Source organism: Marivivens donghaensis (genome assembly GCF_030410045.1).
Taxonomy (GTDB): Bacteria; Pseudomonadota; Alphaproteobacteria; order Rhodobacterales; family Rhodobacteraceae; genus Marivivens; species Marivivens donghaensis.
Map to the genome: position 1 here is coordinate 403,502 of NZ_JAUFRA010000006.1, position 22,864 is coordinate 426,365.

Sequence of the window (22,864 nt, forward strand, 5' to 3'; positions counted from 1 at the left end):
TTGTGGGTAACATGCGGTCGATAGGCAAAGCTTTGGGTGCGCTCGCGCTCGGCTCTGCCCTGTCGGGATGCATGGGGTCGGGTGAGGGCGGCATTGGCGTTACACGCAATGCGTTTAATTTCCTCTCTCCCGCCGAAGATACCCAACCGCAATCCGTGCTGAGCCCACAAATGGAAAACGGCACGGAATCCGAGATTATTGCGGGCCTCCTCAATCGTCGTTCCATTTTGCCAGATGGTCCTTACGCCGAAGTGGCAAGTGCTGTCCTCGACGCGAACTCCCGCGCGGCTGAGGCCGATCTGCGGGCCGCACGTCTGCGGGCAGAGGCCGCATCGTCGAATTGGCTCCCGTCGCTTGGCCCGAATGTCAGCCTGACCTCGCTGGGGTCTGTGGTGGCGAGCCTCGTCGTGGAACAGACCCTTTTTGACAACGGGCGCCGTAAGGCGGAACGCGACTACGCTGCCGCCGATGTTGAGGTGGCTGCCGTTGCCTTGGCCCAAGATACCAATCGTCGCGTTCTGGATGCGCTCGAACTCTACATCACCGCAGAGGCGATGCAGGCCCGTGCAGGCGTTAACGCTGCCGCTTTGGAGCGGATGAACCATTTCGCCTATGTGATGAGCGAACGAGTGCGGGGTGGCGTGTCGAACCGCGCAGACCTGCAGATCGTGGAACAAAAGCTCGCTCAGATGCGGTCGGACCTCCTGTCTGACCAAGAGGCATCCTTGGCCGCGATGGCAGAGTTGAACGCGATGGCGGCCCGTCCGCTGGATACCGTGCACGGCCTGACCGCGATCCAGGCCTCAGCAGCGAATGCGTTGCCCTTGAGCGTGCTCAAGGCAGAGGCAGAGGCGCAGCGCGGCATCGCGGCCGCACGTGCCGAACGGGCTGGGTTCCTGCCGGGTGTGACGGCAACGGGCACCGTGAATAACAACGGATCAGATTTTGGCATTGGGGTGGGCATTCCCAATGGCCTTGGTTTCGGCAATGGCGCAGCGATGCGTGCCGTCGAAGCCCAAGAAGCCGCCGCGCGTGCGCGTGTCGGTCAAACCCGCGAGGATACCAACCGCGACTTGCGCGCATTGGAAGCCGAGCTGGGTAGCCTGCAACGTCAAATGGCGCAGGCACAAACTCTCGCGGCCCAAGCGGCTGCGAACTATGACATTTTCGCCGCCCAACTTCGCGAAGGGCAGCGAACCGTGAATGACGTGGTGGGCGTCTTCGAGACCAAGGTGCGCACAGAACGTGCGGCCGTGGTCATTCAATATGACATTGCCAAAGTGGAACTTCGAATTGCAGCGATCCACGGCACTCTTGTTGACGGAGAACGGATATGACCGGCCCAGTATTGGCCTTTGATATCAATGCCACCCGTGGCGGTAAGGTGACCCGCCTGACCACGGCTGACAAAACGCAGGCAGAGCAAACCGCTGCCGCGCCTGAACCCCATTACGAGGATCGCTTTACCCCCAAAGCTCGCGCTCGCGCCGATCTGGCCGCGACTTATGCGGGGCTTTTGGGCGTCGATGTGATCCGCGCTGATTTGTTGGAAAAAATCGTCTCAGCTGATGGTGATGCTATCACATCAGCTGGGATCGCAGGTGCGCTGTCGGATTCTGGTCTGGTGGCGAAGGTCAAAAAGATCGCAACGCCCGTGAACACGCTCTGGCCCGCGCTGGCCGAGATGACCTCGGGCCAGATGGTTCTGGTGCTCGAACAGCAGGGCAATACGTTCTTTATCTATGACACCACTTGCGACGGGAACCGTGCAGAGGTGCCGCTGTCTGAATTCATGCCTGTGTTCACGGGCACGATTGTGCGTGCCGATGTTGCGGTGAGTGAACTGACCCGTCGCCATGCGGAAAAGGACAAAAAGGCCCACTGGTTCTGGGGCGAATTGAAACGCTTCCGCCGTCACGTGGCCGAAGTGGCTGTTGGGTCATTCGTTGCGAACCTTTTGGCTGTGGCGATCGCGCTCTTTTCCTTGCAGGTCTATGACCGCGTGATCCCGCACCAATCCACCGCCACCCTTTGGGTTCTGGCCATTGGCGCTGGCCTCGCGATGATCTTGGAAGCCTTCCTACGCATTGCACGCGCCCGTCTGATGGACGGGGCAGGGCGTCAGATTGAAATGAAAGTGCAACAGCTCCTCGTTGATAAAGTGCTGGGCATGAAAGCGGGTGCCGCGAACTCCCCGTCGCAGACGTTTTCCGCTGTGCGTGAATTTGGGTCGATCCGCGAATTTTTTACCGCCTCGACCATCGGCACGCTGACCGATCTGCCGTTTATCGTGCTGTTCCTTGCGCTTGTGGCGTCGATTGGTGGCAACGTGGTTTGGGTGCTCTTTGCGGGTGGTGTCCTCATGGTCGCGCCGAGCTTTGTCTTGCAGCGCAAGATGATCGCGCTGACCCGCCAGACCCAAGGTGCGAGCACAAAGGCAAACCGCCTTTTGCACGAAATCGTCTATGAATCCGACACGATCAAAGCCACCCGCGGCGAGGATCGGTTTCGCCGTCAGTGGACCGAACTGTCGGCGCTGAACTCTCTGGCCACATCAGAACAGCGCAAACTGGCCTCGACCCTTACGTTCTGGAGCCAAGGCGTCCAGCAAGCGACCTATGTTGCGGCAGTTGTGACGGGCACGTTCATGGTGTTCTCGGGCGAATATACCGTCGGCACGATTATCGCCGTGGGTATCCTGACCTCCCGCACGCTCGGCCCCTTGACGCAATTGGCGGCGACGATGGCACGCTGGTCGAATGTGAAGGCCGCACTGGATGCCTTGGATAAGGTTGCAGATGCACCGCAAGACATGGATGAGACCCGCAGCTACCTGCGCCGCGACACCGTCGATGGTGCGTTCGAGCTACGCGATCTGATGTTCAAATACGACGAAGACAGCGACCGCGTGGTCGATATCTCGTCGCTCAAAATCGAAGCAGGACAACGGGTTGCGATCCTCGGTGCGAACGGGTCGGGGAAATCCACGCTGCTCAAAATCCTGTCGGGTCTCTATCCGCCAACGGGTGGTCGCGTGATGCTCGACGGGGTTGATATGGGCCAGATCATGCCGCGCGACCTGCGTCGAAATGTTGGCTACCTCGGGCAAGAGGTGCGTCTGTTTGCAGGCACCCTACGCGATAACCTCAATATGACGATGCTCGAACGCGATGACGAACGTTTGCTGAAATCGCTCGATTTTGCGGGGCTTGGTCCGTTTGTGCGTTCGCATCCCAAAGGCCTCGATATGCCGATTTCGGACGCGGGGCAGGGCCTGTCCGTCGGTCAACGTCAGTCGATTGGCTGGGCACGGTTGTGGCTTCAGGATCCCAAGGTCTGTTTGCTGGACGAACCGACTGCAGCGCTCGACCAGACGCTGGAGGCGACACTGGTGTCTCGTCTCGACCATTGGCTCGGTCAGCGCACTGCGATCATCGCGACGCACCGCGTGCCGATCCTGCAACTGACGGGGCGCACCGTTATTCTGCAAAATGGCCGTTTGGCCGTCGATGGCCCTCGTGACGAAGTCGTGGCCCATCTGCGCAACAAAAAGGTAGCAGGCTAATGGCAACGGTAGACGCAGAATTCGAAAAAGGTCTCGGTTCCTCTAGCCGTATCATCTGGCTTGTTGTGGCGACCGTTCTGGTGTTCCTGATCTGGGCAAAGTTTGCGTGGGTTGATGAAATCGTCCGTGCCGATGGTCAGATCATTTCCGCTGCCCGCCCGCAGATCGTTCAGAACCTCGAAGGCGGTATCCTCGCTGAGCTTTTAGTCAGCGAAGGCTCCGTTGTTGAACCGGGTCAGGTGCTCGCACGGCTGCGTGGGACGCAGTTTCAGGCGGCTGTGGATGACCTTGCCGATCAACTCGTGGCCGCAAGTATCCGCCGTACCCGCTTAGAGGCAGAGATGGCGGGGCAGACCGATTTCGAGGTGGCACCGATTTTCGCACAGCACAGCCCGACGACTGTCGCGTCTGAGCGCGCGCTTCTTCAGGCGCGTCAGGCGGACTATCAGAGCCGTATCAGCGGGGCGCAGGCGGTCCTGCGTGAGACAGAGCGCGAATTGGCCTCGATGGAGGATATGTATCGCCGCGAGATCGTCGCGCTGTTCGAGGTGACGAACGCGCGTAAGGCACATTCGGACGCGCAAAACCGCTACAACGACATCGTGACAGGAGCCGAGTTGGAGCGGGCGAATGAATACTCAGAGGTGCTGCAAATCATCGGCACCCTGACCCAAGAGTTGCGCATGGCTCAGGACCAACTGAACCGCACGGTCATCGTCGCGCCGATGCGGGGGGTGGTGAATAACCTTGCCGTCACGACCATTGGCGGCGTTGTCCGTCCGGGGGAAGAGATTTTCCAGATCATTCCATTGGACGACGAGTTGTTCGTTGAGGCCCATGTCAAACCCGAGGACATTGCGAACGTCCGCACAGGGCAAGATGCGAATATCAAACTCTCGGCCTATGATTACACGATCTACGGCACCCTGAACGCGACGGTAGATTTTATTTCGGCGGACACGTTCAAGGACGACCGTCGTCCCGATATTCCGCCGCACTATAAGGTGACGTTGCGTGTCGATCTCTCTAATCTGACCGATCGCCAGCGCGAGATTGAGATTCGTCCGGGCATGCAGGCGACGGTCGAATTGCACACTGGTGGGAAAACCGTGCTGCAATATCTCACGAAACCGCTTTATCGCGGGTCAGAGGCGCTGCGCGAACGTTAAGTCCGCAAATCCATCACGACATTTTTTGACAACAGCAGGGGCCCTTTGGCCCCTGTATTTGTGTTTCATTGACCTTTTCCCACCATAGGAAGCAGGACCAAAGTGAGCAAAGCGGGCAGCTGGGCTTGAAGCCCCCCTAACTGACCACTAAGACTCTGTTTGGAAAACCCGTGTTATCGACGTGCGCGTCCCCAATTCGAGGCAGTGATGATGAGAGACCCGATCGAGACCTATGCCAACCTTGTGCCCATGGTTGTCGAACAAACCGCGCGTGGCGAACGTGCTTACGATATTTTCTCGCGCCTCCTGAAGGAACGCATCATTTTCGTGAACGGTCCGGTGCATGACGGCATGGCGCAGCTGATCGTTGCGCAGCTTCTGTTCCTTGAATCGGAAAACCCGAAAAAAGAAATCAGCATGTATATCAACAGCCCCGGTGGCGTTGTGACCGCTGGTCTGTCGATCTACGACACCATGCAGTACATCCGTCCCAAGGTTTCGACCCTCGTTGTGGGTCAGGCTGCGTCGATGGGGTCGGTCCTGTCGATGGCGGGCGAAAAAGGTATGCGCTTTGCCCTGCCAAACGCACGTATCATGGTGCACCAGCCTTCTGGCGGTTATCAGGGGCAGGCGACGGACATTATGATCCACGCCCAAGAAACCCAGAAAATCCGCAACCAGCTGTATCAACTCTATGTCCACCACACTGGACAGCCGCTTGAGGTAGTTGAGAAGGCGCTGGAGCGCGACAACTTTATGTCGCCGCAAGAAGCAAAAGATTGGGGTCACATCGACGAGATCCTGCAGAACCGCGGCGAAGCGGCGGAATAATCCGCCCTTTGTTATTACTTTTTGGCGTTGTGGACCGGTCCGGCCTGCCATAGTCTCGGACTTCAAAGGCACCGGACCGTTTACAACGACGACAGACGCCCAGGGGAACCAGTATGGCGAATACGACAGGCAGCGACAGCAAAAACACCCTCTACTGCAGCTTCTGCGGTAAGAGTCAGCATGAGGTGCGCAAGCTGATCGCAGGACCGACCGTGTTCATTTGTGATGAATGCGTCGAACTCTGCATGGATATCATCCGCGAAGAGACAAAGTCGTCGGGCCTCAAAACCACCGAAGGCGTGCCCACACCGCGCGATATCTGCAAGGTTCTGGACGACTATGTGATCGGTCAGGAACACGCAAAGCGCGTGCTCTCTGTTGCGGTGCATAACCACTACAAACGCCTGCATCACTCTGGCAAAGCTGGTGAGATCGAACTGGCGAAATCGAACATCATGCTGATCGGCCCGACGGGTTGCGGTAAAACGCTGCTTGCCCAGACGCTGGCGCGTATCCTTGATGTGCCGTTCACCATGGCCGACGCCACCACCCTGACCGAAGCGGGTTACGTGGGTGAGGACGTTGAGAACATCATCCTGAAACTGCTTCAGGCGTCGGAATACAACGTTGAGCGCGCACAGCGCGGCATCGTTTACATCGACGAGGTCGATAAGATCACCCGCAAGTCTGACAATCCGTCCATCACCCGTGACGTATCAGGCGAGGGCGTGCAGCAGGCTCTGCTTAAGATCATGGAAGGCACCGTTGCATCGGTTCCGCCGCAGGGTGGCCGTAAACATCCGCAACAGGAATTCCTGCAGGTCGACACCACGAACATTCTGTTCATCTGTGGTGGTGCGTTCGCGGGCCTTGATAAGATCATCGCGCAGCGTGGTAAGGGCTCTGGGATCGGCTTTGGTGCTGCCGTCAAAGAGAACGACGACCGTGGCGTGGGCGAGATTTTTAAAGAACTCGAACCCGAAGATCTGCTCAAATTCGGTCTGATCCCTGAATTCGTGGGCCGTCTGCCTGTGATCGCAACCCTCACCGATCTAGACGAGGACGCGCTGATCATCATCCTGACTCAACCAAAGAACGCTCTGGTCAAACAATACCAGAAACTGTTCGAGATTGAGGGCGTTGACCTGACCTTTACCGATGATGCCCTGCGCGCCATCGCGAAAAAGGCCATCGAGCGCAAGACAGGCGCACGTGGTCTTCGCTCCATCATGGAAGACATCCTGCTCGATACGATGTTTGACCTGCCGGGCATGGAAAACGTCACCGAAGTCGTCGTCAACGAAGAGGCAGTTGGCCCTGATGCCAAACCGCTGATGATCTTTGAAGATGACGCAAAGAGCGAAAAAGCCAGCGCTAGCTAAGGCAACGATATTCTGAAATAAGGCCGTCCAAATTGGGCGGCCTTTTTCGTTGCTCACAATCCATATTGAAACGCCCTGCGTTTGGTTCTAACGCAACGGCAACGCCAATAAAGGATCATCCAAATGACGATGAAACGCATTTTCACGGGCAGCCCGTTTGAAGAAAAAATCGGCTACTGCCGCGCTGTTGTGGCTGGTGGGTTTGTCCACGTTGCTGGCACCGTTGGGCAGGGCGACGATGTGGTTGAACAGTGCAAGGCCGCGCTGACCACCATTTCGAACGCACTCAAAGAAGCTGGCAGCGACCTGACCAAGACCGTTCGTGTGACCTACTACCTCCCTGACGCGGCAGAGTTCGAACCCTGCTGGCCGACCCTGCGCGAGGTATTCGGCGCAAACCCACCCGCAGCGACCATGGTCGAATGCAATCTGATCGACCCGAAATACCGGATCGAGATCGAAGTGACTGCACTCGCAGGCTAAAATCCCCTTTGCGGCGCGGCGGGCACTGGACCTTTGGTGCCCGTTGCGACATAACCCAAGTGTCGATTTAAGGGAGCGGTCCATGGGCCTTCTGAACATCATCAAACGCCTGCTGACTTGGTGGGACGGACAAACCATTGGCACCCAACTGTTTACTTGGCGCAAAGGCGTCAAAGTTGGCGAAGATTCGCAGGGCAACATTTTCTACAAGACCCGTGATGATTCCCGCCGTTGGGTGATCTTCAATGGAGAGATCGAAGCCTCGCGCATCGATCCTGACTGGCACGGCTGGCTGCACCGCACATTCGACACCCCGCCGAGCGAGGTTCCGTTGAACCACAAGCCGTGGGAAAAGCCGCATCAGGAAAACCTGACAGGCACCGCGATGGCCTATGCTCCGGCTGGTTCGATCCGCCGCGCACAGCCGGCAGAGCGTGCCGATTACGAGGCATGGCAGCCCGAATAAGGAGCTCGCCCCATGGCTAATCACACCACAGAGACACTTGTCGGCGCCGCGGTTCTTGCCGTGGCGGTCGGCTTTTTGGGCTATGCGTCCAAGTTCACCGATTTCGCGTCGGGTGGATCGGATTACGCGCTGAACGCCAGCTTCCGTTCGATTGAAGGCGTCAGCGTCGGCACAGACGTGCGCATGGTCGGCGTGAAGGTCGGCACCGTCAGCGATATCAAGCTCGATACCGAATTATTCCGCGCCACGACCGTTCTGTCGATGCGTGACGGCGTGCCTGTTCCGAATGACAGCACGGCTGTGATCGCGTCCGAGGGTCTGCTTGGCGGCAACTTTGTTGAGATTCTGCCGGGTGCGTCATTCGACAACTACCAGCCGGGTGAAGAAATCCTCGACACCCAAGGCTCAGTCAGCCTGATGAACCTCTTGCTGAAGTTCGTTTCTGGCTCTGGCGATAGCGGAAGCACGAACTGATGCGCGCGCTGGCCTTTGCCCTCGCGCTCTGTGCAGCGCCCGTTGCGGCCCAAGAGGTGAGCGTTGCGCCGAAAGGCGAATTGCGCGTCTTGGACAAAATCACAGGCGTGGTGAGCGATCTGGTTCTGGCCTCTGGCGAGGCGACAACCTTGGGCCACCTCACGGTAACATTGGGCGAATGTCGCTATCCCACCGACAACCCATCGGGCGATGCCTATGCCGAAGTGACCGTGATGTATCGCGACAACGCGACGCCCGCGTTTTCGGGCTGGATGATTGCCTCGGCCCCCGCGCTCAATGCGATGGACCACCCGCGCTACGACGTTTGGGTGCTGCGCTGTATCACTGAATAAGCACGCTCTATCGGGGCTTCAGCATTAAACCGTGCGGGCTCTGCCAGAGCCGCTTTCAACCGTTTCCGATATTCACCACGTGGGATTTCGATCCCGCCCAAGGATGCCAAATGCGGCGTCAGGAATTGCGTGTCGAACAGGGTGAACCCGTCGAGCCGTAGTCGGTCGATCAGCCATGCCAGCGCGATTTTGGACGCATCGGTGTGGCGCGAAAACATGCTCTCCCCGAAATAGGCCCCACCTAAGGCCACGCCGTAGCTGCCACCGATCAGGGTATCGCCCTCCCAGACCTCGACCGAATGGGCAAAGCCAGCCTTATAGAGCGCGCTGTAGAGCGCAAAGATGGTATCGCTGATCCATGTCTCATCACGGTCAGCGCAGCCCTCTACGACCTGCTCGAACGCTGTGTCAAAGCTGACCCTGAACCCGCCCCGCCGCATCCGTTTGGCGAGGCTGCGCGAGATGTGGAACCCGCCGATAGGGATGATGCCGCGAAACCGTGGATCGACCCAGAACACCTCTGGATCATCGCGGGACTCTGACATGGGGAACACGCCCGACGCATAGGCGTTGAGCAAGAGTTCAGGTGTCAGGGCAGGGGCTTCGTCACGCATAATGCGCACCATAGGCACAGTTGCGGCATAGAAAAAGGGCGCGCTGTGGTAGCGCGCCCTTTTAAATCAGGTGTTGGCTTCGAGCCATTTTTCCAGCCAGTGGATGTTGTAATTCCCTGACTGCACATCCGGTTCCGCAAGGAGTGCGTGGAACAGCGGGATGGTGGTATCGACGCCATCAACGATCAGTTCGCCCAAGGCACGGTTAAGACGGGCCAAGGCTTCGGGACGGTCGCGGCCATGCACGATCAGTTTCCCGATCAAGCTGTCGTAATAGGGCGGGATCGAATAGCCGTCATAGAGCGCGGAATCCATCCGAACGCCCAGACCACCCGGCGCGTGATACTGCGTGATCTTACCGGGGCAGGGGCTAAAGTTCGGGAGCTTTTCAGCGTTGATCCGAACCTCAATCGCGTGGCCGTTGATCTTGAGGTCGTCTTGGGTGAACGACAGGCCCTGCTTTGCAGCAACGCGGATCTGTTCACGCACGAGGTCGACGCCAAAGATGCCTTCGGTCACGGGGTGTTCCACCTGAAGGCGGGTGTTCATTTCGATGAAATAGAACTCTCCGTCCTCATAGAGGAACTCAATCGTGCCAGCGCCCGAATAGCCCATTTTGCCGATTGCCTCAGCACAGATGCCACCGATACGGGCGCGCTCTTCTGCAGTGATGCAAGGGCCAGGGGCCTCTTCAAAGACCTTTTGGTGACGACGCTGGAGCGAACAATCACGCTCACCAAGGTGAACGCCGCCGCCCATACCGTCGCCAAAGACCTGCACCTCAATGTGGCGCGGCTTTTGGAGGTATTTCTCCATGTAGACTTCGGCGTTGCCAAATGCGGCTTTCGCTTCAGAACGTGCGGTCGAGAAGGCGGTTTCCAGCTCTTTCTCGTCCTTTGCCACTTTCATCCCGCGGCCACCGCCACCAGCGGTCGCTTTGATGATGACAGGGTAGCCCATGTCAGCGGCCGCTTTTTTCGCGGAAGCAATGTCAGGCACGCCACCCGCAGAGCCCGGAACAACTGGGATGCCCAGCTTTTCAGCGGTTTCTTTTGCGGTGATCTTATCGCCCATCATGCGGATGTGTTCCGCCGAGGGACCGATAAAGGTCAGGTCGTGATCTTCGACGATCTGAACAAAGGCCGCGTTTTCCGAGAGGAAGCCATAGCCTGGGTGGATCGCCTGAGCGCCCGAGATTTCACAAGCGGAGATGATCGCGGGGAAGTTCAGGTAGGATGCGGTGGAAGAGGGCGGTCCAATACAGATCGCTTCGTCTGCCATACGGACGTGCATCGCATCAGCGTCAGCGGTCGAGTGGACCGCAACCGATTTGATACCCATCTCGCGGCAGGCGCGCACGACCCGAAGGGCAATCTCGCCACGGTTCGCAATGAGGATTTTATCGAACATGGGGCGCAGCCTTATTCGATGATAACGAGCGGAGCACCGAAATCGACCGGCGAACCGTCAGCAACAATGATCGTCTTGATCTTGCCGGATTTTGGCGACGGGATCTGGTTCATTGTTTTCATCGCTTCGATGATCAGAAGCGTGTCGCCTTCGTTCACGGTCTGACCGACGGTGACGAAGGGTGCAGCACCGGGTTCAGCAGCGAGGTAAGCGGTACCAACCATCGGCGAAGTCACAGTGCCCGGGTGCGATGCAGGATCGTCATTGGCAGCAGCAACAGGCGCAGCAGCGGCGGGTGCAGCAGCAGGTGCAGCGGCAGCAGCAGGCGCAGCAGGCATTGCCATCGTCTGAACGATTTGCTGCTGACGGCTTACCCGAACGTTCAGGCTGTCGTTGTCGCCATATTCGCGGACGACTTCCAATTCGGTGAGGTCATTTTCGCGGAGGAGTTCTGCCAATGCGCGGATAAAATCCACATCGCCGTCGTGGCTGCGTTCTTTGCTCATCTTTTCTCGGCCCTTGCCATTACGTTGCGTCCGCCCTGAAAAAGTGCGGTTGGTTCTGGCTTATACGCCAATGAATAGAGGCTGGAAAGCGTTAGGCGTAGCCTTTCGGGGGTAATAAACGGCAAACAGGCCCAACCGTCGGGTCGGGCCTGCAAGAAAATGTCGCAACCTTTGATGTTTGCGCAATAACGTATCAGATCGCCAGATACTTGGACCGCAAGGCCTCGTCTTCGAGGACCTCTTGGGCCGAGCCATCAAACACCACCGTGCCCGTGTCGAGGATCACCGCGCGGTCCGCCAATTTAAGCGCAGCGACGGCGTTCTGTTCCACGATGATCGTTGTGATGCCTTGGTCACGGATGATTTTGAGCGTCTTTGCGATCTCTTGGACGATCACAGGGGCGAGGCCCTCATAGGGTTCATCAAGAAGCAGAACTTTGATGTCACGGGCCAAGGCGCGCGCAATCGCGAGCATCTGCTGTTCGCCGCCCGAAAGGGTGATGCCCTCTTGGGTGCGGCGCTCTTTGAGGCGCGGGAACAGTTCGTAGATGCGTTCCAGCGACCAGCCGATTGGCGGTGCGATCTGTGCGAGCTTCAGGTTCTCTTCGACCGTCAGACCGGGGATGATGCAACGATCTTCGGGCACGAGGCCGATACCCGCAGCAGCAGCCTGATGCGATTTCATCAGGTGCAGCGGCTGGTGGTCGAGCCAGATCTCACCGTGTTTCAGCGCAGGATCGTCCATGCGTGCAATGGCCCGCAAGGTCGATGTTTTGCCCGCACCGTTACGGCCCAAGAGCGCGAGGATTTCGCCCTCGTGGATGTCAAAGCTGACGCCTTGCACGATATAGCTTTCGCCGTAGTAGGCCTGAATGTCCCATACGCTGAGGTATTTGGCATGGGTGGCGGCGTTGTTGACGTTTTTGTCGAACGGTTTGTTCATGATCAGCCCCCTTAGACCTGTGCTTCGCCCAAGTACGCTTCACGCACTTTGGGGTGGCCTTTGATGTTTTCTGGCGTTTCTTCGATCAAGGGCGTGCCCTGAGCGAGAACCGTGATCCGTTCCGCAAGCGAGAACACAACGTGCATGTCATGTTCGATGATCGCCATGGTGATGTCGCGCTTCGCCTTGATCTCTTTCAGAAGATCGATGGTGTTGTTGGTATCAGCACGCGCCATCCCTGCGGTCGGTTCGTCGAGCAGCAAGAGTTTCGGGTTCTGCACCAGACACATCGCCATTTCCAAACGACGTTTGTCACCGCGCGATAGGCTACCTGCATGCATGTTGCGTTTGTCTTGCATGTTCACATCCAAGAGCATCTGCTCTGCCATCTCGACGATGTCCTTTTCAGACTCGACGGTTTCGATAGCATGCATACGGAACGCCCCATCACGCTTTGCAAAGCAGGGGATCATCACGTTCTCGATCACCGACAGGTCGCTAAAGATTTCCGGTGTTTGGAACACGCGGGAAATGCCCATCTGGTTGATCTCGTGCGGTTTGCGGCCCAGCACCGACTGACCGTCAAACATGACCGAACCAGAGTCGGGGATCAATTTGCCAACCAGACAGTTGAGCAGGGTCGATTTACCGGCGCCGTTCGGACCGATGATGGCGTGAACCGTGTTTTCCTTAACGGACAGGTTCACATCACCCAGTGCCTGCAACCCGCCGAAGCGTTTGTTGACGCCTTTGACTTCAAGAATACCCATTGGTTTCTCTCCTTATTCGGCAGGCTGGTTAGAGGAATCTTCGTCTTTGCCACGGTTTTTCCACCAAGAGGCAATCCGCTGGCCACCCTCAACGAGGCCGCCCGGCAAGAAGATAACGATCAGCATGAACAGCACGCCCAAGGTCAGGTGCCAGCCTTCACCCACAAAGCGGGCAAAGAACCAAACGACGACCGACTCGAGGCTATCCGGCAAGAAGCTGAACCAGCTGTGCAGGATGGTTTCGTTGATCTTTGAGAAGATGTTTTCGCAGTATTTGATGAAGCCAGCGCCCAGCACAGGACCCATAAGGGTGCCCGCACCACCGAGGATGGTCATCAGAACAACCTCGCCCGACGCAGTCCACTGCATACGCTCTGCACCAGCCAGCGGGTCCATCGCAGCCAGCAACGCGCCAGCCAGACCAGCATAGATGCCAGAGATCACGAAAGCTGCCAGCGTGTAGGGACGCGAGTTCAGACCCGTGTAGTTCATACGCTGCTGGTTCGATTTTACCGCGCGCAGCATCATGCCGAACGGCGAACGGAAAATCCGCAGCGACATGTAGAAGCCAAGGATCGCGATGACCGCGCAGACGTAGAAGCCCACGTTGAAGTCAAAGCTCCATGCGCCGATGTCCAGCGTGTAGGTGCTGTTCATCTTCATGCCGAACAGACCCGGCACAGGCAAAGAGCTGGTATCCGCCGCACCGTCGAGGATACGCGGGTCGTTCAGGTTTAGCTGAAGGCCCGTTTCGCCGTTGGTGATCGGTGTCAGAACCGAGTAGGCCAGTCGGTAGCTCATCTCTGCAAACGCAAGCGTCAGGATCGAGAAGTAGATGCCCGAACGGCGCAAGCTGATGTAACCGATAGCTAAAGCGAAGAGGCCCGATACGATCATCGCGAGGATGATAGCAGGCAGGATGTTCATCGACAGGAGTTTGAACATCCAGACGGCAGAGTAGGACCCCACACCCAGAAAGGCTGCGTGACCGAACGACAGGTAGCCCGTCAGACCGAACAGGATGTTAAATCCGATCGCCATCAGGCCGTAGATCGCAAATCGCTGCATCAGCGCAGGATAGCCTGCGTTGAACTGCGCCATCGCGCTATCCGTCGGGAAAGGGTTCAAAAGGAACGGCGTCAGCAAGGTCAGCGCGACCACGATCAGCAGGAATTTGGTGTCTTTTTGGTTCAAGCCGAACATGGATTAGTCCTCCATCACGCCCTTGCGACCCATGAGGCCACGTGGACGGGTAAGTAGAATGACGATGGCGACGAGGTAGATGATGATCTGGTCGATGCCGGGGATGATCGCTTTGACTTCGTTGAGCGATGCAAAGGACTGCAGAATGCCCAAGAGGAAGCCCGCAGCCACAGCGCCCGGAAGCGAACCCATGCCACCCACAACCACCACAACAAAGGACAGCACGAGGAAGTCCATACCCATGTGGTAGTTGGGCGACAGGATTGGCGTATACATCACACCCGCCAGACCCGCGACGCCAGCAGCGAGGCCGAACATCAGGGTAAAGCGTTTGTCGATGTCGATCCCTAGAAGGCCCACCGTTTCACGGTCAGCCATACCTGCGCGAACAACCATCCCGAAGGTGGTGAACTGAAGGAAGGCAAAGACGCCGCCGATGATCACAGCCGAGAAGAAGAAGTAAACCAAACGCCACACAGGATAGAAGATATCCATGCCCAACATCGCACCAATGTTCACGGTGCCCGAATAGTCGGACGGTGCCATCATCTGGATTGGGTTCGCGCCAAAGAAATACTTCACGATCTCTTGCAGCACGATCGCCAGACCAAAGGTCACAAGGATCTGGTCCGCGTGGGGGCGTTTGTAGAAGTGTTTGATCAGTCCGCGCTCCATCGCCCAACCGACAAAGAGCATCACGGGGATGGTCAGTAGGATGGCCAGCGGCACGGAATAGTTGATCATCGCAGACCCGACGGTCTCGCCGAACCATGCCTCGACATAGGGTGTCTTAACCTCGAGAGGTTTGCCCAAGAAGTCGGTCTTGGTCGGATCGAGCGAGACTTTCGAAATTTCGAAAACCTTTCGCAAGGTCACAGCGCAGAAGGCGCCGATCATGAACAGCGCACCGTGCGCAAAGTTCACAACACCCAATGTGCCGAAGATGAGAGTAAGGCCCAACGCGATCAGCGCGTAGGCCGAGCCTTTTTCAAGGCCATTGAAAAACTGCAGGATAATAGCGTCCATTGTCCCCGCCCTGTCTTGGGAGTGGCTAAACCCCCGTGCGTTGACGGGGGCGAACCGGCCGCGCATTGTGCGCGACCGGCCTATGTGAGTGGTGATTAAGCGCCCGGGTTACACTGACCGAGGTCGCCACCGGCGAACATCGGGTGATCCGGTTCGTATTCGACCTGAGCACGCGGGGTCGTTTCAACGATTTCCAGCGTGTCGTATTCGTTGGTCGGGTTCTCTGCGCCCTTCATAACCAGAACGTCTTTGAAGCACTGGTGGTCCGCACCGCGGTACAGAACCGGACCGTTGCCCATGCCGTCGAATTCGAAATCTTCGAGAGCTTCGACAACGCCACATGGGTTGAAGGTACCTGCGCGGGTTACAGCATCTGCATAGAGCAGGGTCTGAACATACGAGGTGTGTGCAGCGTTTGACGGCGGACGGCCATATTTTTCGCCGAACGATTTTACGAAGGCCTGGGTGCCAGCGTCTTGCAGCTGCCAGTTCCAGTTCATCGAACCGTATACGCCTTGGATGTTAGAGCCAGCACCAGCCGCCATCAGTTCCGAGTAGAGCGGAACAACGATTTCGAACTGCTTGCCGTTCACCATCTTGTCACGAAGACCGAACTGAACTGCTTGCGACAGCGAGTTCACCATGTCCCCGCCGTAGTGGTTCAGGATCAGAACATCTGCGCCCGAGTTCAGAACTGGCGCGATGTAGGACGAGAAGTCGCCTGCGCCAACTGGCGTGCGAACCTTCTCAACGGTCTGCCAGCCGAGAGCTTCGGTGGATGCCGCGATCGACTCTTCCTGTGTCCAGCCCCAAGTGTAGTCAGCGGTGAGGTGATACGCGCGACGCTCGGTGCCATAGGCGCTGCCCAGAACCGGAGCCAGAGCAGCACCCGACATGTAGGCGTTAAAGAAGTGACGGAAACCGTTTGCCTTGCGGTCTTTACCGGTTGTGTCGTTCGAGTGGGTCAGAGCGGCCATGAAGATCACGCCAGCTTCTTGACACAGACCCTGAACAGCAACAGCCACGCCCGAGGACGAACCGCCAGTGATCATCACAGCGCCGTCTTTCTGGATCATCGACTGTGCGGATGCACGTGCAACGTCAGATTTGGTCTGGGTGTCACCAGTGACGAAGGTCACTTTCTTGCCCAGGATACCAGCGCCATCGAGTGCTTTGGACGAGAAGGTGTTCAGCATACCGCCGTCGCCTTCGCCGTTCAGGTGCTCAACAGCGAGCTGGAATGCGCGCAGTTCGTCGAGACCTTCCTCAGAGTAGGGGCCAGTTTGCGGAACGTTGAAACCAAACACGACTTCGCTGCCTGTTGGGGCATTAGTAAAGCCGCTGTGGCTTTCAGCGCGTAGGTAAGTCGGCAGAAGCAGGCCAGAGCCGGCGATAGCGCCAGACTTCAGCACGCCACGACGCGAGAATTTATTGGACATTATTATCCTCCCTATTGTGAAAATCCGCGCCGGGCTCCTCCTTCCCGATGCGAAAAGCATTTTTACATGCAAGGTCATTATCAAGGGAGTTTCGAAAATCGGGCAACAAGTCACTTGGATATAATGATTTTTTTGTAAAGAAAATCACAATGCTGTGGTATACGTTGTAAAATCGTTTTCTCGCAGGTGCGGAAACAGACTGAAAACGTTGAAGGAATCACGATGGTGCAGCGCCAGTTAACAGGGTCCCGAATTCGCGAACGGCGTGTCGACCTTGGTATACGACAAACAGATCTGGCAAATGCGGTCGGAATATCGGCCTCCTACCTGAATTTGATCGAACACAACCGTCGCAGAATCGCGGGAAAACTGCTCAACGACCTCGCGCGGGCGATGCAAGTAGACCCATCTGCGCTGACCGAAGGGGCGGAAACGGCGCTCTTGGATCAGTTGCGCGCTTCTGCTGCGCGGGATCGGGCCGCTGGGGCAGAGGTGTCGCGGACAGAAGACTTCGCGGGCCGTTTCATCGGTTGGGCTTCGCTCGTTGTGCGTCAGGATAAGCGGATCGATGAACTAGAGGCGCGGGTCAAAGTGTTGACCGACCGACTGGCCCACGATCCTCAGCTGGCGACATCCTTGCACGAGGTGATTTCGTCAGTGACCTCGATCCGATCTGCGGCGTCGATCCTTGTCAGTGATGACGACATTGACCGCGATTGGGAACGTCGGTTCCACCGTAATATATATGAGGACAGTCAACGTTTGGCCGAAGCCTCGCGGGCGCTTGTGTCCTACCTCGATGCGCCGAGCGAAGAGGGCACCGCGTCCCTGTCCCCTCAAGAAGAATTAGAAACCTACCTCGATGCGCAGGGGTTCCACTTGCCGTATCTTGAGGGCGATGGGGCGCCCCAACGTGCGCCGATGCTACGGTCCAAGGCGGCTTCGGCCCTCTTGTCAGATTATCGGACGCGCTACCTCGCCGATGCTGAAACAATGCCGCTGAAGGAGTTCTCGGCGGCAGCGATTGAGGTGGGTCATGATCCCGCGCTGTTGGCGGGTCGTTTTGGCGTGCCTTTGGCGGCGGCGATGCGACGGCTCGCGACTTTGCCGTCCGAAAGCGGCCATCCCGCCTTTGGCCTCGTGATCTGCGATGCGGCGGGGGCGATTACATTGCAGCGTCAGGTTTCTGGTTTCGGCTTGCCCCGTGCGGCGGCAGCCTGTCCGCTCTGGCCACTGTTCCGCGCTTTTAGCCAACCGATGCAGCCCATTCGACGCGACGTGCAGTTGCCGGTAGAGAGTGGCGGGCGGTTCCGTTGCTATGCGATTGCGTCCCCCGCAGGTGCCGCGAGCTTTGACGCGCCCGCAACGATGGAGGCCGTCATGCTGGTGCGGTCGGTGACACCCTCGGGCGGTCCTGCAGATCCTGTCGGCACATCCTGCCGAATTTGTCCCCGCAGTGGTTGCCGCGCCCGCCGCGAACCGTCGATCTTGAACGAGGATGCGGTTTAACAATCACAGCTTTGACAGTGGCGCCTATTACGGTGATAGTCAGGCGGAAACCGACGTCTTGGGAGGGGCTGAGGAATGGCAAAACGGGTTTTGGTCATCGAAGATGAACCGAACATCATTGAAGCGATCAGCTTTATCCTGTCGCGAGACGGGTGGACCGTGCATACCCATTCCGATGGTGAAACCGCCAACGAACGGATCACCGCGACACCGCCCGACTTGATCATTCTGGATGTGATGCTGCCTGGCAAAAGCGGCTTTGACATTCTGCGCGACCTGCGCGAGTCCCCCCAAACCACAGACTTGCCCGTTCTGATGCTGACCGCGCGGGGCCAAACCCGCGACCGCGAAATGGCTGAACGGCTCGGAGTGACGCAATTCATGACCAAACCGTTTTCGAACGCTGAAGTTCTGGAAAGCGTGCGCGCCTTGGTGCGTGACTAAGCGCGATGGCGCGGCCTACCAAAAATACCTTTCTCGAACGCGCAGGATATCGCCGCCGCCGTATGCGTGACGTGGCGCGTGTGCTGCCGGTTCTAATCGGGATTCTTTTCTGTATTCCGCTATTGTGGGACCGAAATGGCGAACTAGGCACAGCGGATGCGCTGATCTATCTCTTTACGGTCTGGTTCTGCGCTCTGGGCGTTTCGGCGGGGATCGCCCGATTTCTGGCCACTGATCGGAGCGATGATCGCTGATGGTGTCGTTTAACCTCCTGCTGGCTGTGGCGCTCGCCTATGTCGCGTTCCTTTTCGTCATCGCCTTTGCCGCCGAACGAAGCGCGGAAAAGGGGTCGGGCGCGTGGCTGCGGTCACCGTGGATCTATACGCTCTCCCTGTCGATCTATTGCACGGCTTGGACGTTTTACGGCGCGGTGGGCTATGCGGCGCGGTCGGGGCTAGAGTATCTGACGATCTACCTCGGCCCGACGGTTGTGATGATCGGCTGGTGGTGGGTTCTTCGCAAATTGGTGCGGATCGGACGCAGCCAGCGGATCACATCAATTGCAGACCTCGTGTCATCGCGGTTCGGGAAATCGACCGCGCTGGGCGTGATGGTGACGCTGTTGATGGTGGTGGCCGCCACGCCCTACCTCGCGCTGCAGCTCCAGTCTGTCACACTGTCGTTCGCAGTCTTCGCCGATGCGGCGGGCGACAGTTGGTTGAGCGAAGACCTCACCCGCTCCGCCCTATGGGTCGCCTTGGGCCTTGCCGTGTTTACGATTATCTTTGGTACGCGGAACCTTGATGCGAACGAACGTCACCACGGGATCGTGATGGCGATCGCGGTCGAAGCGGTGGTGAAACTCTGCGCCTTGGTCGCGGTTGGGGTCTTTGTGGTCTGGGGCGTTGCGGGCGGCTTTGGCCCGATGATCGACCTGATCGACACATCTGACATCGCGCAATGGCAGCAATCCAGCGGCCGCTGGGTGGGCCTGACGTTCCTCTCAGGCGCTGCATTTCTGACCCTGCCGCGTATGTTTCAGGTTCTGGTCGTCGAAAACGCCGATGAAAAGAACCTGATCACCGCCAGTTGGGCCTTTCCTCTCTACCTCCTGACGATGAGCCTTTTCGTCGTGCCGATTGCGGTGGTGGGTCTGAAAATCCTGCCTGAGGGGTCCAACCCCGACTTGTTCGTTCTGACCATCCCGCTGAGCCAAGGGCTCGACGGCTTGGCGATCTTCTCGTTCCTTGGCGGGTTCTCGTCCGCGACCTCAATGGTGATTGTGGCAACGATCGCGCTGGCGACGATGATTTCGAACCACATCGTGACGCCGCTCTGGCTTTCGTCCAAAGGGCCGGGGGCGGTGGTCTCTGGCGATATCCGTCAGTTGGTGATCGGCGCGCGCCGCCTGTCCATCGCGGGTGTTCTGCTGCTCGGTTACATTTACTTCCGTCTTTCGGGTGGCGGTGAAGCACTCGCCGCCATCGGTCTGATCTCATTCGCAGGCGTCGTGCAGGTGCTCCCCGCGATGATCGGCGGGATTTTCTGGCGTGGTGCGACCCGTTGGGGCGCAGTGGCAGGCATCACCGTTGGCTTTGTCATCTGGGCATGGTCACTGTTCCTGCCCTCCTTTGGGCCTGATGGCATCCTGCCACAAACTGTCATTGATCATGGGCCGTTCGGGATTGCGGCGCTCCGTCCGCAGGCGCTCTTTGGGATCACGGAAATCGACCCGTTGATCCATGCGCTGATGTGGTCGATGCTGCTCAATTCTGTCGCGTTCTTCTTTGGCTCTGTCTTGACCTTCCCGCAGCCGTTGGAGCGGTTGCAGGGCGCGCAATTCGTCAACATCTTTGAGCACTCCGAAGGGGCGCGGGCGTGGACGACCTCAACGGCTGAGGCCGAAGATTTGTTGATTATGGCGCAGCGTATCCTTGGTTCGAACGAGGCGCAGGTTCTGTTCCAGCAAGAGGCGCAGCGGCAGGGTAAGGCGGGCTATCTGCCCGAGGTGACGCCAGAGTTCGTCCAAAACCTAGAGCGGGAATTGGCAGGGTCGGTGGGGGCCGCAACAGCCCACGCGATGGTTGGTCAATTCATCCAAGGTGCGTCCGTGTCCGTTGAGGACCTGATCGCCGTGGCGGACGAGGCTGCGCAGATCATGGAATATTCCAACCGACTGGAGCAAAAGTCGGCAGAGCAAGAGCGCACCGCCCGCCAGCTGCGCGATGCCAATGAAAAGCTCACCCAATTGTCGATCCAGAAGGACGCCTTCCTATCCCAGATCAGCCACGAACTGCGGACGCCGATGACCTCGATCCGATCCTTCTCTGAAATCCTGCGCGAAGGCGGAATGTCAGACGATGAACTGTCGAAATATTCGGGCATCATCCATGATGAGGCGATGCGGTTGACCCGCTTGCTCGATGACCTTCTGGACCTCAGCGTGTTGGAAAACGGTCAGGTGACGCTGAACATGGCGCAAGGCAACCTTAAGACAGTCATTGATCGCGCGGTTTCGGCGACGGCGCATAGCCCCACGGCGATCACGGTGAAACGGCGCGATGGCGAAGAGACCATTCCGCTCTACACCGATCTGGATCGTCTGACGCAGGTGTTCATCAATCTCATCGCAAACGCTGGGAAATACTGCGATGCAAAGCGTCCTGTTCTGCGAATTGAACCGCGCAAGGTCGCGGGCGAATGGGTCGTTGATTTCATCGACAACGGCGCGGGGATCACCAAAGAGAACCAACAGGTAATCTTTGAGAAGTTCTCGCGGCTCTCCGATCATCGCAAAGCAGGCGGTGCGGGCCTCGGCCTCGCCATTTGTCGCGAGATTATGACCCGCTTGGGTGGTACAATCACTTACCTTCCGGGGCAGGGTGGTGCTGCGTTTCGTGTCGTTTTGCCAGCCGCCGTTAACCCCGCGCTAACACGTTGAGGGATAATGTCGGCGGGCCATGGATACGCCCGTCTTACACCGCATGTTACGCAAGCCCCCCGATGCACCAGTTGGGACGCCCGACCGCGCCTTGCGGTTGGCGGTCGTGCGGGCCTATGATCGGGTGTTTGGTGTTCCTGTGTCCGTCGATGTTGCGTTGTCCGAGGTTGATGTGGACGACCTCGCGGCGTCACTCTCCAACGGGGTAATCATCGGGCTCGACCGTGGGATCGCTGTGGGGCTGTTGGCCTGTGATCCAACGCTCGTCGCGGCGCTGACGCAGATACAGACCATTGGTCGTGTGGTGGATCGTGAGACGGCAGCGCGTCCAATGACCGCCACAGATCGCGCGTTGTGTTTGCCGTTCTTGGCCACCTGTTTTGATCACCTTATGGGAGGCTTGGCGGACACCGATCTGGTCGACTGGCTCACGGCGGTGACGATCGGCGCATCGATCCCCACACCGCGTCAGGTGCCTATGATATTGGCCGCGACGACCTATAGGGTGGTGCGGTTCGCGGTTAGATTTGGCGACACTTCCCGCGCGGCTGAGTTGGTGGTTGCGCTGCCTCCAGCGCCGAAACCGCAGGCCAAAGAACCGTCGACCCAATGGTCCAATAACTTGCGTCAGTCGGTTCTAGATACTCACGCGCAACTGAACGGCATTCTCGCACGGATTTCGCTGCCGCTAGCGCAGGTCGAAGGTTTGTCTGTGGGGGATGTTGTGCCGCTTTACGGGGCGACGGTCGGTTCTGTGCGTCTGGAAGGGCCAGATGGAACCTGTGTCGCCATGGGCCGTTTGGGCCAGATGGCGGGGCAACGGGCCGTGCGGATTGAACCCGCGCAGCCCGCGCAATTGTCAGAGGTGACGGTGGCAGAACCGCCCCGTCAGGCCGCGCCCTTACCCCTCAGCAAGGCCATCGATACGGGCGGCGAGACCTGAGAGGTCATAGCCCGCACGTGCAGTCGCGTTGATGATCGCTTCGGTCGGCATTTTGCCTGCCATACCCAAGGACCAAACGATCGACGACCGTGTGCCCGATGCGCAATAGGCCAGCACAGGCCCACCAGCGGAGTCGATGGTCGCCATCTGCAACGCGACCATGTCCATGTTCAGCCCTGCGTGGGTGACGGGGTTGACCAAATAGGTCAATCCTGCGCCCTCAACGGCGATCTTCATCGCGTCAGACTGCCACTCCGGCGGGATCTCCGAATCGGGGCGGTTATTGATAACCGCCACGAACCCTGCCGCTTTGATCGCGTCGAGGTCTTCGGGGGTGATTTGCGGGGTCACAGCATAGCTGTCAGTGATCGTGCGTATATCCATAGCGCAGGA

General features: G+C 58.2%; 23 protein-coding genes. 14 read left to right on the forward strand and 9 right to left on the reverse strand.

Annotated elements, in window-relative coordinates; all coding sequences use genetic code 11:
• The first annotated feature begins 11 nt into the window (after positions 1-11).
• The 9 genes from QWY83_RS11540 to QWY83_RS11580 all read left to right on the forward strand — a co-directional run bounded on the left by QWY83_RS11540 (position 12) and on the right by QWY83_RS11580 (position 8,723).
• Entirely contained in the window at positions 12-1,337 is a 1,326-nt protein-coding gene (locus tag QWY83_RS11540; protein ID WP_249945773.1) for a TolC family protein, read from the forward strand.
• Positions 1,334-3,565 carry an ATP-binding cassette domain-containing protein gene (locus QWY83_RS11545; RefSeq protein WP_249945772.1) on the forward strand — a complete coding sequence of 744 codons (2,232 nt, stop codon included), beginning with the start codon at positions 1,334-1,336 and terminating at the stop codon, positions 3,563-3,565. Before QWY83_RS11540 ends, QWY83_RS11545 begins: the two co-directional genes overlap by 4 nt.
• Positions 3,565-4,734 (forward strand): beta-barrel domain-containing protein, encoded by a 1,170-nt coding sequence (locus tag QWY83_RS11550; protein WP_105235616.1) that lies wholly within the window; start codon positions 3,565-3,567, stop codon positions 4,732-4,734. The genes QWY83_RS11545 and QWY83_RS11550 overlap by 1 nt, the downstream gene beginning before the upstream one ends.
• Before the next feature lie 210 nt (positions 4,735-4,944).
• The gene (locus QWY83_RS11555; protein WP_067548249.1) at positions 4,945-5,565 is read left to right on the forward strand and encodes an ATP-dependent Clp protease proteolytic subunit; all 621 of its coding nucleotides are present in this window, start codon (positions 4,945-4,947) and stop codon (positions 5,563-5,565) included.
• 113 nt (positions 5,566-5,678) lie between these two features.
• A complete protein-coding gene (gene clpX / locus QWY83_RS11560; protein ID WP_249945771.1) occupies positions 5,679-6,947 on the forward strand; it encodes an ATP-dependent Clp protease ATP-binding subunit ClpX in 1,269 nt (422 codons plus the stop codon).
• A 123-nt stretch (positions 6,948-7,070) separates the two neighbouring features.
• Positions 7,071-7,430 carry a RidA family protein gene (locus QWY83_RS11565; RefSeq protein ID WP_249945770.1) on the forward strand — a complete coding sequence of 120 codons (360 nt, stop codon included), beginning with the start codon at positions 7,071-7,073 and terminating at the stop codon, positions 7,428-7,430.
• An 82-nt stretch (positions 7,431-7,512) separates the two neighbouring features.
• Positions 7,513-7,896 (forward strand): NADH:ubiquinone oxidoreductase subunit NDUFA12, encoded by a 384-nt coding sequence (locus tag QWY83_RS11570; protein ID WP_105235614.1) that lies wholly within the window; start codon positions 7,513-7,515, stop codon positions 7,894-7,896.
• A gap of 12 nt (positions 7,897-7,908) precedes the next feature.
• A complete protein-coding gene (gene mlaD / locus QWY83_RS11575; protein WP_105235613.1) occupies positions 7,909-8,370 on the forward strand; it encodes an outer membrane lipid asymmetry maintenance protein MlaD in 462 nt (153 codons plus the stop codon).
• On the forward strand, positions 8,370-8,723 hold the full coding sequence (locus QWY83_RS11580) for a DUF2155 domain-containing protein (RefSeq protein WP_249945769.1): 354 nt from the start codon (positions 8,370-8,372) through the stop codon (positions 8,721-8,723). Before mlaD ends, QWY83_RS11580 begins: the two co-directional genes overlap by 1 nt.
• Here QWY83_RS11580 and aat read toward each other — a convergent pair.
• The 8 genes from aat to QWY83_RS11620 all read right to left on the reverse strand — a co-directional run bounded on the left by aat (position 8,687) and on the right by QWY83_RS11620 (position 16,634).
• The gene (gene aat, locus QWY83_RS11585; RefSeq protein ID WP_249945768.1) at positions 8,687-9,337 is read right to left on the reverse strand and encodes a leucyl/phenylalanyl-tRNA--protein transferase; all 651 of its coding nucleotides are present in this window, start codon (positions 9,335-9,337) and stop codon (positions 8,687-8,689) included. The genes QWY83_RS11580 and aat overlap by 37 nt on opposite strands.
• Before the next feature lie 66 nt (positions 9,338-9,403).
• Complete coding sequence (gene accC / locus QWY83_RS11590) at positions 9,404-10,747, reverse strand: acetyl-CoA carboxylase biotin carboxylase subunit (RefSeq protein WP_249945767.1); 1,344 nt, start codon at positions 10,745-10,747, stop codon at positions 9,404-9,406.
• Positions 10,748-10,758: 11 nt separating this feature from the next.
• Positions 10,759-11,253 carry an acetyl-CoA carboxylase biotin carboxyl carrier protein gene (gene accB, locus QWY83_RS11595; RefSeq protein WP_067548223.1) on the reverse strand — a complete coding sequence of 165 codons (495 nt, stop codon included), beginning with the start codon at positions 11,251-11,253 and terminating at the stop codon, positions 10,759-10,761.
• 193 nt (positions 11,254-11,446) lie between these two features.
• Positions 11,447-12,196, reverse strand: a complete 750-nt coding sequence (locus QWY83_RS11600) for an ABC transporter ATP-binding protein (RefSeq protein WP_067548220.1) — start codon at positions 12,194-12,196, stop codon at positions 11,447-11,449.
• Positions 12,197-12,207: 11 nt separating this feature from the next.
• A complete protein-coding gene (locus tag QWY83_RS11605; protein WP_105235609.1) occupies positions 12,208-12,966 on the reverse strand; it encodes an ABC transporter ATP-binding protein in 759 nt (252 codons plus the stop codon).
• A gap of 12 nt (positions 12,967-12,978) precedes the next feature.
• Positions 12,979-14,169 carry a branched-chain amino acid ABC transporter permease gene (locus tag QWY83_RS11610; protein ID WP_105235608.1) on the reverse strand — a complete coding sequence of 397 codons (1,191 nt, stop codon included), beginning with the start codon at positions 14,167-14,169 and terminating at the stop codon, positions 12,979-12,981.
• Positions 14,170-14,172: 3 nt separating this feature from the next.
• Entirely contained in the window at positions 14,173-15,195 is a 1,023-nt protein-coding gene (locus QWY83_RS11615; protein WP_249945766.1) for a branched-chain amino acid ABC transporter permease, read from the reverse strand.
• A 95-nt stretch (positions 15,196-15,290) separates the two neighbouring features.
• Positions 15,291-16,634 carry a substrate-binding protein gene (locus QWY83_RS11620; RefSeq protein ID WP_249945765.1) on the reverse strand — a complete coding sequence of 448 codons (1,344 nt, stop codon included), beginning with the start codon at positions 16,632-16,634 and terminating at the stop codon, positions 15,291-15,293.
• 186 nt (positions 16,635-16,820) lie between these two features.
• Here QWY83_RS11620 and QWY83_RS11625 point away from each other — a divergent pair, with 186 nt between their 5' ends.
• From QWY83_RS11625 to QWY83_RS11645, 5 genes are all read left to right on the forward strand, one after another.
• Positions 16,821-18,143, forward strand: coding sequence for a short-chain fatty acyl-CoA regulator family protein (locus QWY83_RS11625; RefSeq protein ID WP_353958952.1), 1,323 nt, complete (start codon positions 16,821-16,823; stop codon positions 18,141-18,143).
• Between the two features lie 75 nt (positions 18,144-18,218).
• Complete coding sequence (locus QWY83_RS11630) at positions 18,219-18,587, forward strand: response regulator transcription factor (protein ID WP_249945764.1); 369 nt, start codon at positions 18,219-18,221, stop codon at positions 18,585-18,587.
• A 5-nt stretch (positions 18,588-18,592) separates the two neighbouring features.
• A complete protein-coding gene (locus QWY83_RS11635) occupies positions 18,593-18,841 on the forward strand; it encodes a hypothetical protein (RefSeq protein ID WP_249945763.1) in 249 nt (82 codons plus the stop codon).
• Positions 18,841-21,528, forward strand: a complete 2,688-nt coding sequence (locus QWY83_RS11640; RefSeq protein WP_249945762.1) for a sensor histidine kinase — start codon at positions 18,841-18,843, stop codon at positions 21,526-21,528. Before QWY83_RS11635 ends, QWY83_RS11640 begins: the two co-directional genes overlap by 1 nt.
• A gap of 43 nt (positions 21,529-21,571) precedes the next feature.
• Positions 21,572-22,471 carry a FliM/FliN family flagellar motor switch protein gene (locus QWY83_RS11645; protein ID WP_249945761.1) on the forward strand — a complete coding sequence of 300 codons (900 nt, stop codon included), beginning with the start codon at positions 21,572-21,574 and terminating at the stop codon, positions 22,469-22,471.
• On the opposite strand, the gene QWY83_RS11650 is transcribed toward QWY83_RS11645, so the two are convergent.
• A complete protein-coding gene (locus tag QWY83_RS11650; RefSeq protein WP_249945760.1) occupies positions 22,430-22,855 on the reverse strand; it encodes a protein tyrosine phosphatase family protein in 426 nt (141 codons plus the stop codon). The genes QWY83_RS11645 and QWY83_RS11650 overlap by 42 nt on opposite strands.
• Between the last annotated feature and the right edge of the window lie 9 nt (positions 22,856-22,864).

Excerpts from the sequence above, each read along its gene's own strand:
- QWY83_RS11540 (WP_249945773.1), top strand. The coding sequence starts at position 12 with ATGCGGTCGATAGGCAAAGCTTTGGGTGCGCTCGCGCTCGGCTCTGCC.
- QWY83_RS11545 (WP_249945772.1), top strand. The coding sequence starts at position 1,334 with ATGACCGGCCCAGTATTGGCCTTTGATATCAATGCCACCCGTGGCGGT.
- QWY83_RS11550 (WP_105235616.1), top strand. The coding sequence starts at position 3,565 with ATGGCAACGGTAGACGCAGAATTCGAAAAAGGTCTCGGTTCCTCTAGC.
- QWY83_RS11555 (WP_067548249.1), top strand. The coding sequence starts at position 4,945 with ATGAGAGACCCGATCGAGACCTATGCCAACCTTGTGCCCATGGTTGTC.
- clpX (WP_249945771.1), top strand. The coding sequence starts at position 5,679 with ATGGCGAATACGACAGGCAGCGACAGCAAAAACACCCTCTACTGCAGC.
- QWY83_RS11565 (WP_249945770.1), top strand. The coding sequence starts at position 7,071 with ATGACGATGAAACGCATTTTCACGGGCAGCCCGTTTGAAGAAAAAATC.
- QWY83_RS11570 (WP_105235614.1), top strand. The coding sequence starts at position 7,513 with ATGGGCCTTCTGAACATCATCAAACGCCTGCTGACTTGGTGGGACGGA.
- mlaD (WP_105235613.1), top strand. The coding sequence starts at position 7,909 with ATGGCTAATCACACCACAGAGACACTTGTCGGCGCCGCGGTTCTTGCC.
- QWY83_RS11580 (WP_249945769.1), top strand. The coding sequence starts at position 8,370 with ATGCGCGCGCTGGCCTTTGCCCTCGCGCTCTGTGCAGCGCCCGTTGCG.
- aat (WP_249945768.1), bottom strand. The coding sequence starts at position 9,337 with ATGCGTGACGAAGCCCCTGCCCTGACACCTGAACTCTTGCTCAACGCC.
- accC (WP_249945767.1), bottom strand. The coding sequence starts at position 10,747 with ATGTTCGATAAAATCCTCATTGCGAACCGTGGCGAGATTGCCCTTCGG.
- accB (WP_067548223.1), bottom strand. The coding sequence starts at position 11,253 with ATGAGCAAAGAACGCAGCCACGACGGCGATGTGGATTTTATCCGCGCA.
- QWY83_RS11600 (WP_067548220.1), bottom strand. The coding sequence starts at position 12,196 with ATGAACAAACCGTTCGACAAAAACGTCAACAACGCCGCCACCCATGCC.
- QWY83_RS11605 (WP_105235609.1), bottom strand. The coding sequence starts at position 12,966 with ATGGGTATTCTTGAAGTCAAAGGCGTCAACAAACGCTTCGGCGGGTTG.
- QWY83_RS11610 (WP_105235608.1), bottom strand. The coding sequence starts at position 14,169 with ATGTTCGGCTTGAACCAAAAAGACACCAAATTCCTGCTGATCGTGGTC.
- QWY83_RS11615 (WP_249945766.1), bottom strand. The coding sequence starts at position 15,195 with ATGGACGCTATTATCCTGCAGTTTTTCAATGGCCTTGAAAAAGGCTCG.
- QWY83_RS11620 (WP_249945765.1), bottom strand. The coding sequence starts at position 16,634 with ATGTCCAATAAATTCTCGCGTCGTGGCGTGCTGAAGTCTGGCGCTATC.
- QWY83_RS11630 (WP_249945764.1), top strand. The coding sequence starts at position 18,219 with ATGGCAAAACGGGTTTTGGTCATCGAAGATGAACCGAACATCATTGAA.
- QWY83_RS11635 (WP_249945763.1), top strand. The coding sequence starts at position 18,593 with ATGGCGCGGCCTACCAAAAATACCTTTCTCGAACGCGCAGGATATCGC.
- QWY83_RS11640 (WP_249945762.1), top strand. The coding sequence starts at position 18,841 with ATGGTGTCGTTTAACCTCCTGCTGGCTGTGGCGCTCGCCTATGTCGCG.
- QWY83_RS11645 (WP_249945761.1), top strand. The coding sequence starts at position 21,572 with ATGTTACGCAAGCCCCCCGATGCACCAGTTGGGACGCCCGACCGCGCC.
- QWY83_RS11650 (WP_249945760.1), bottom strand. The coding sequence starts at position 22,855 with ATGGATATACGCACGATCACTGACAGCTATGCTGTGACCCCGCAAATC.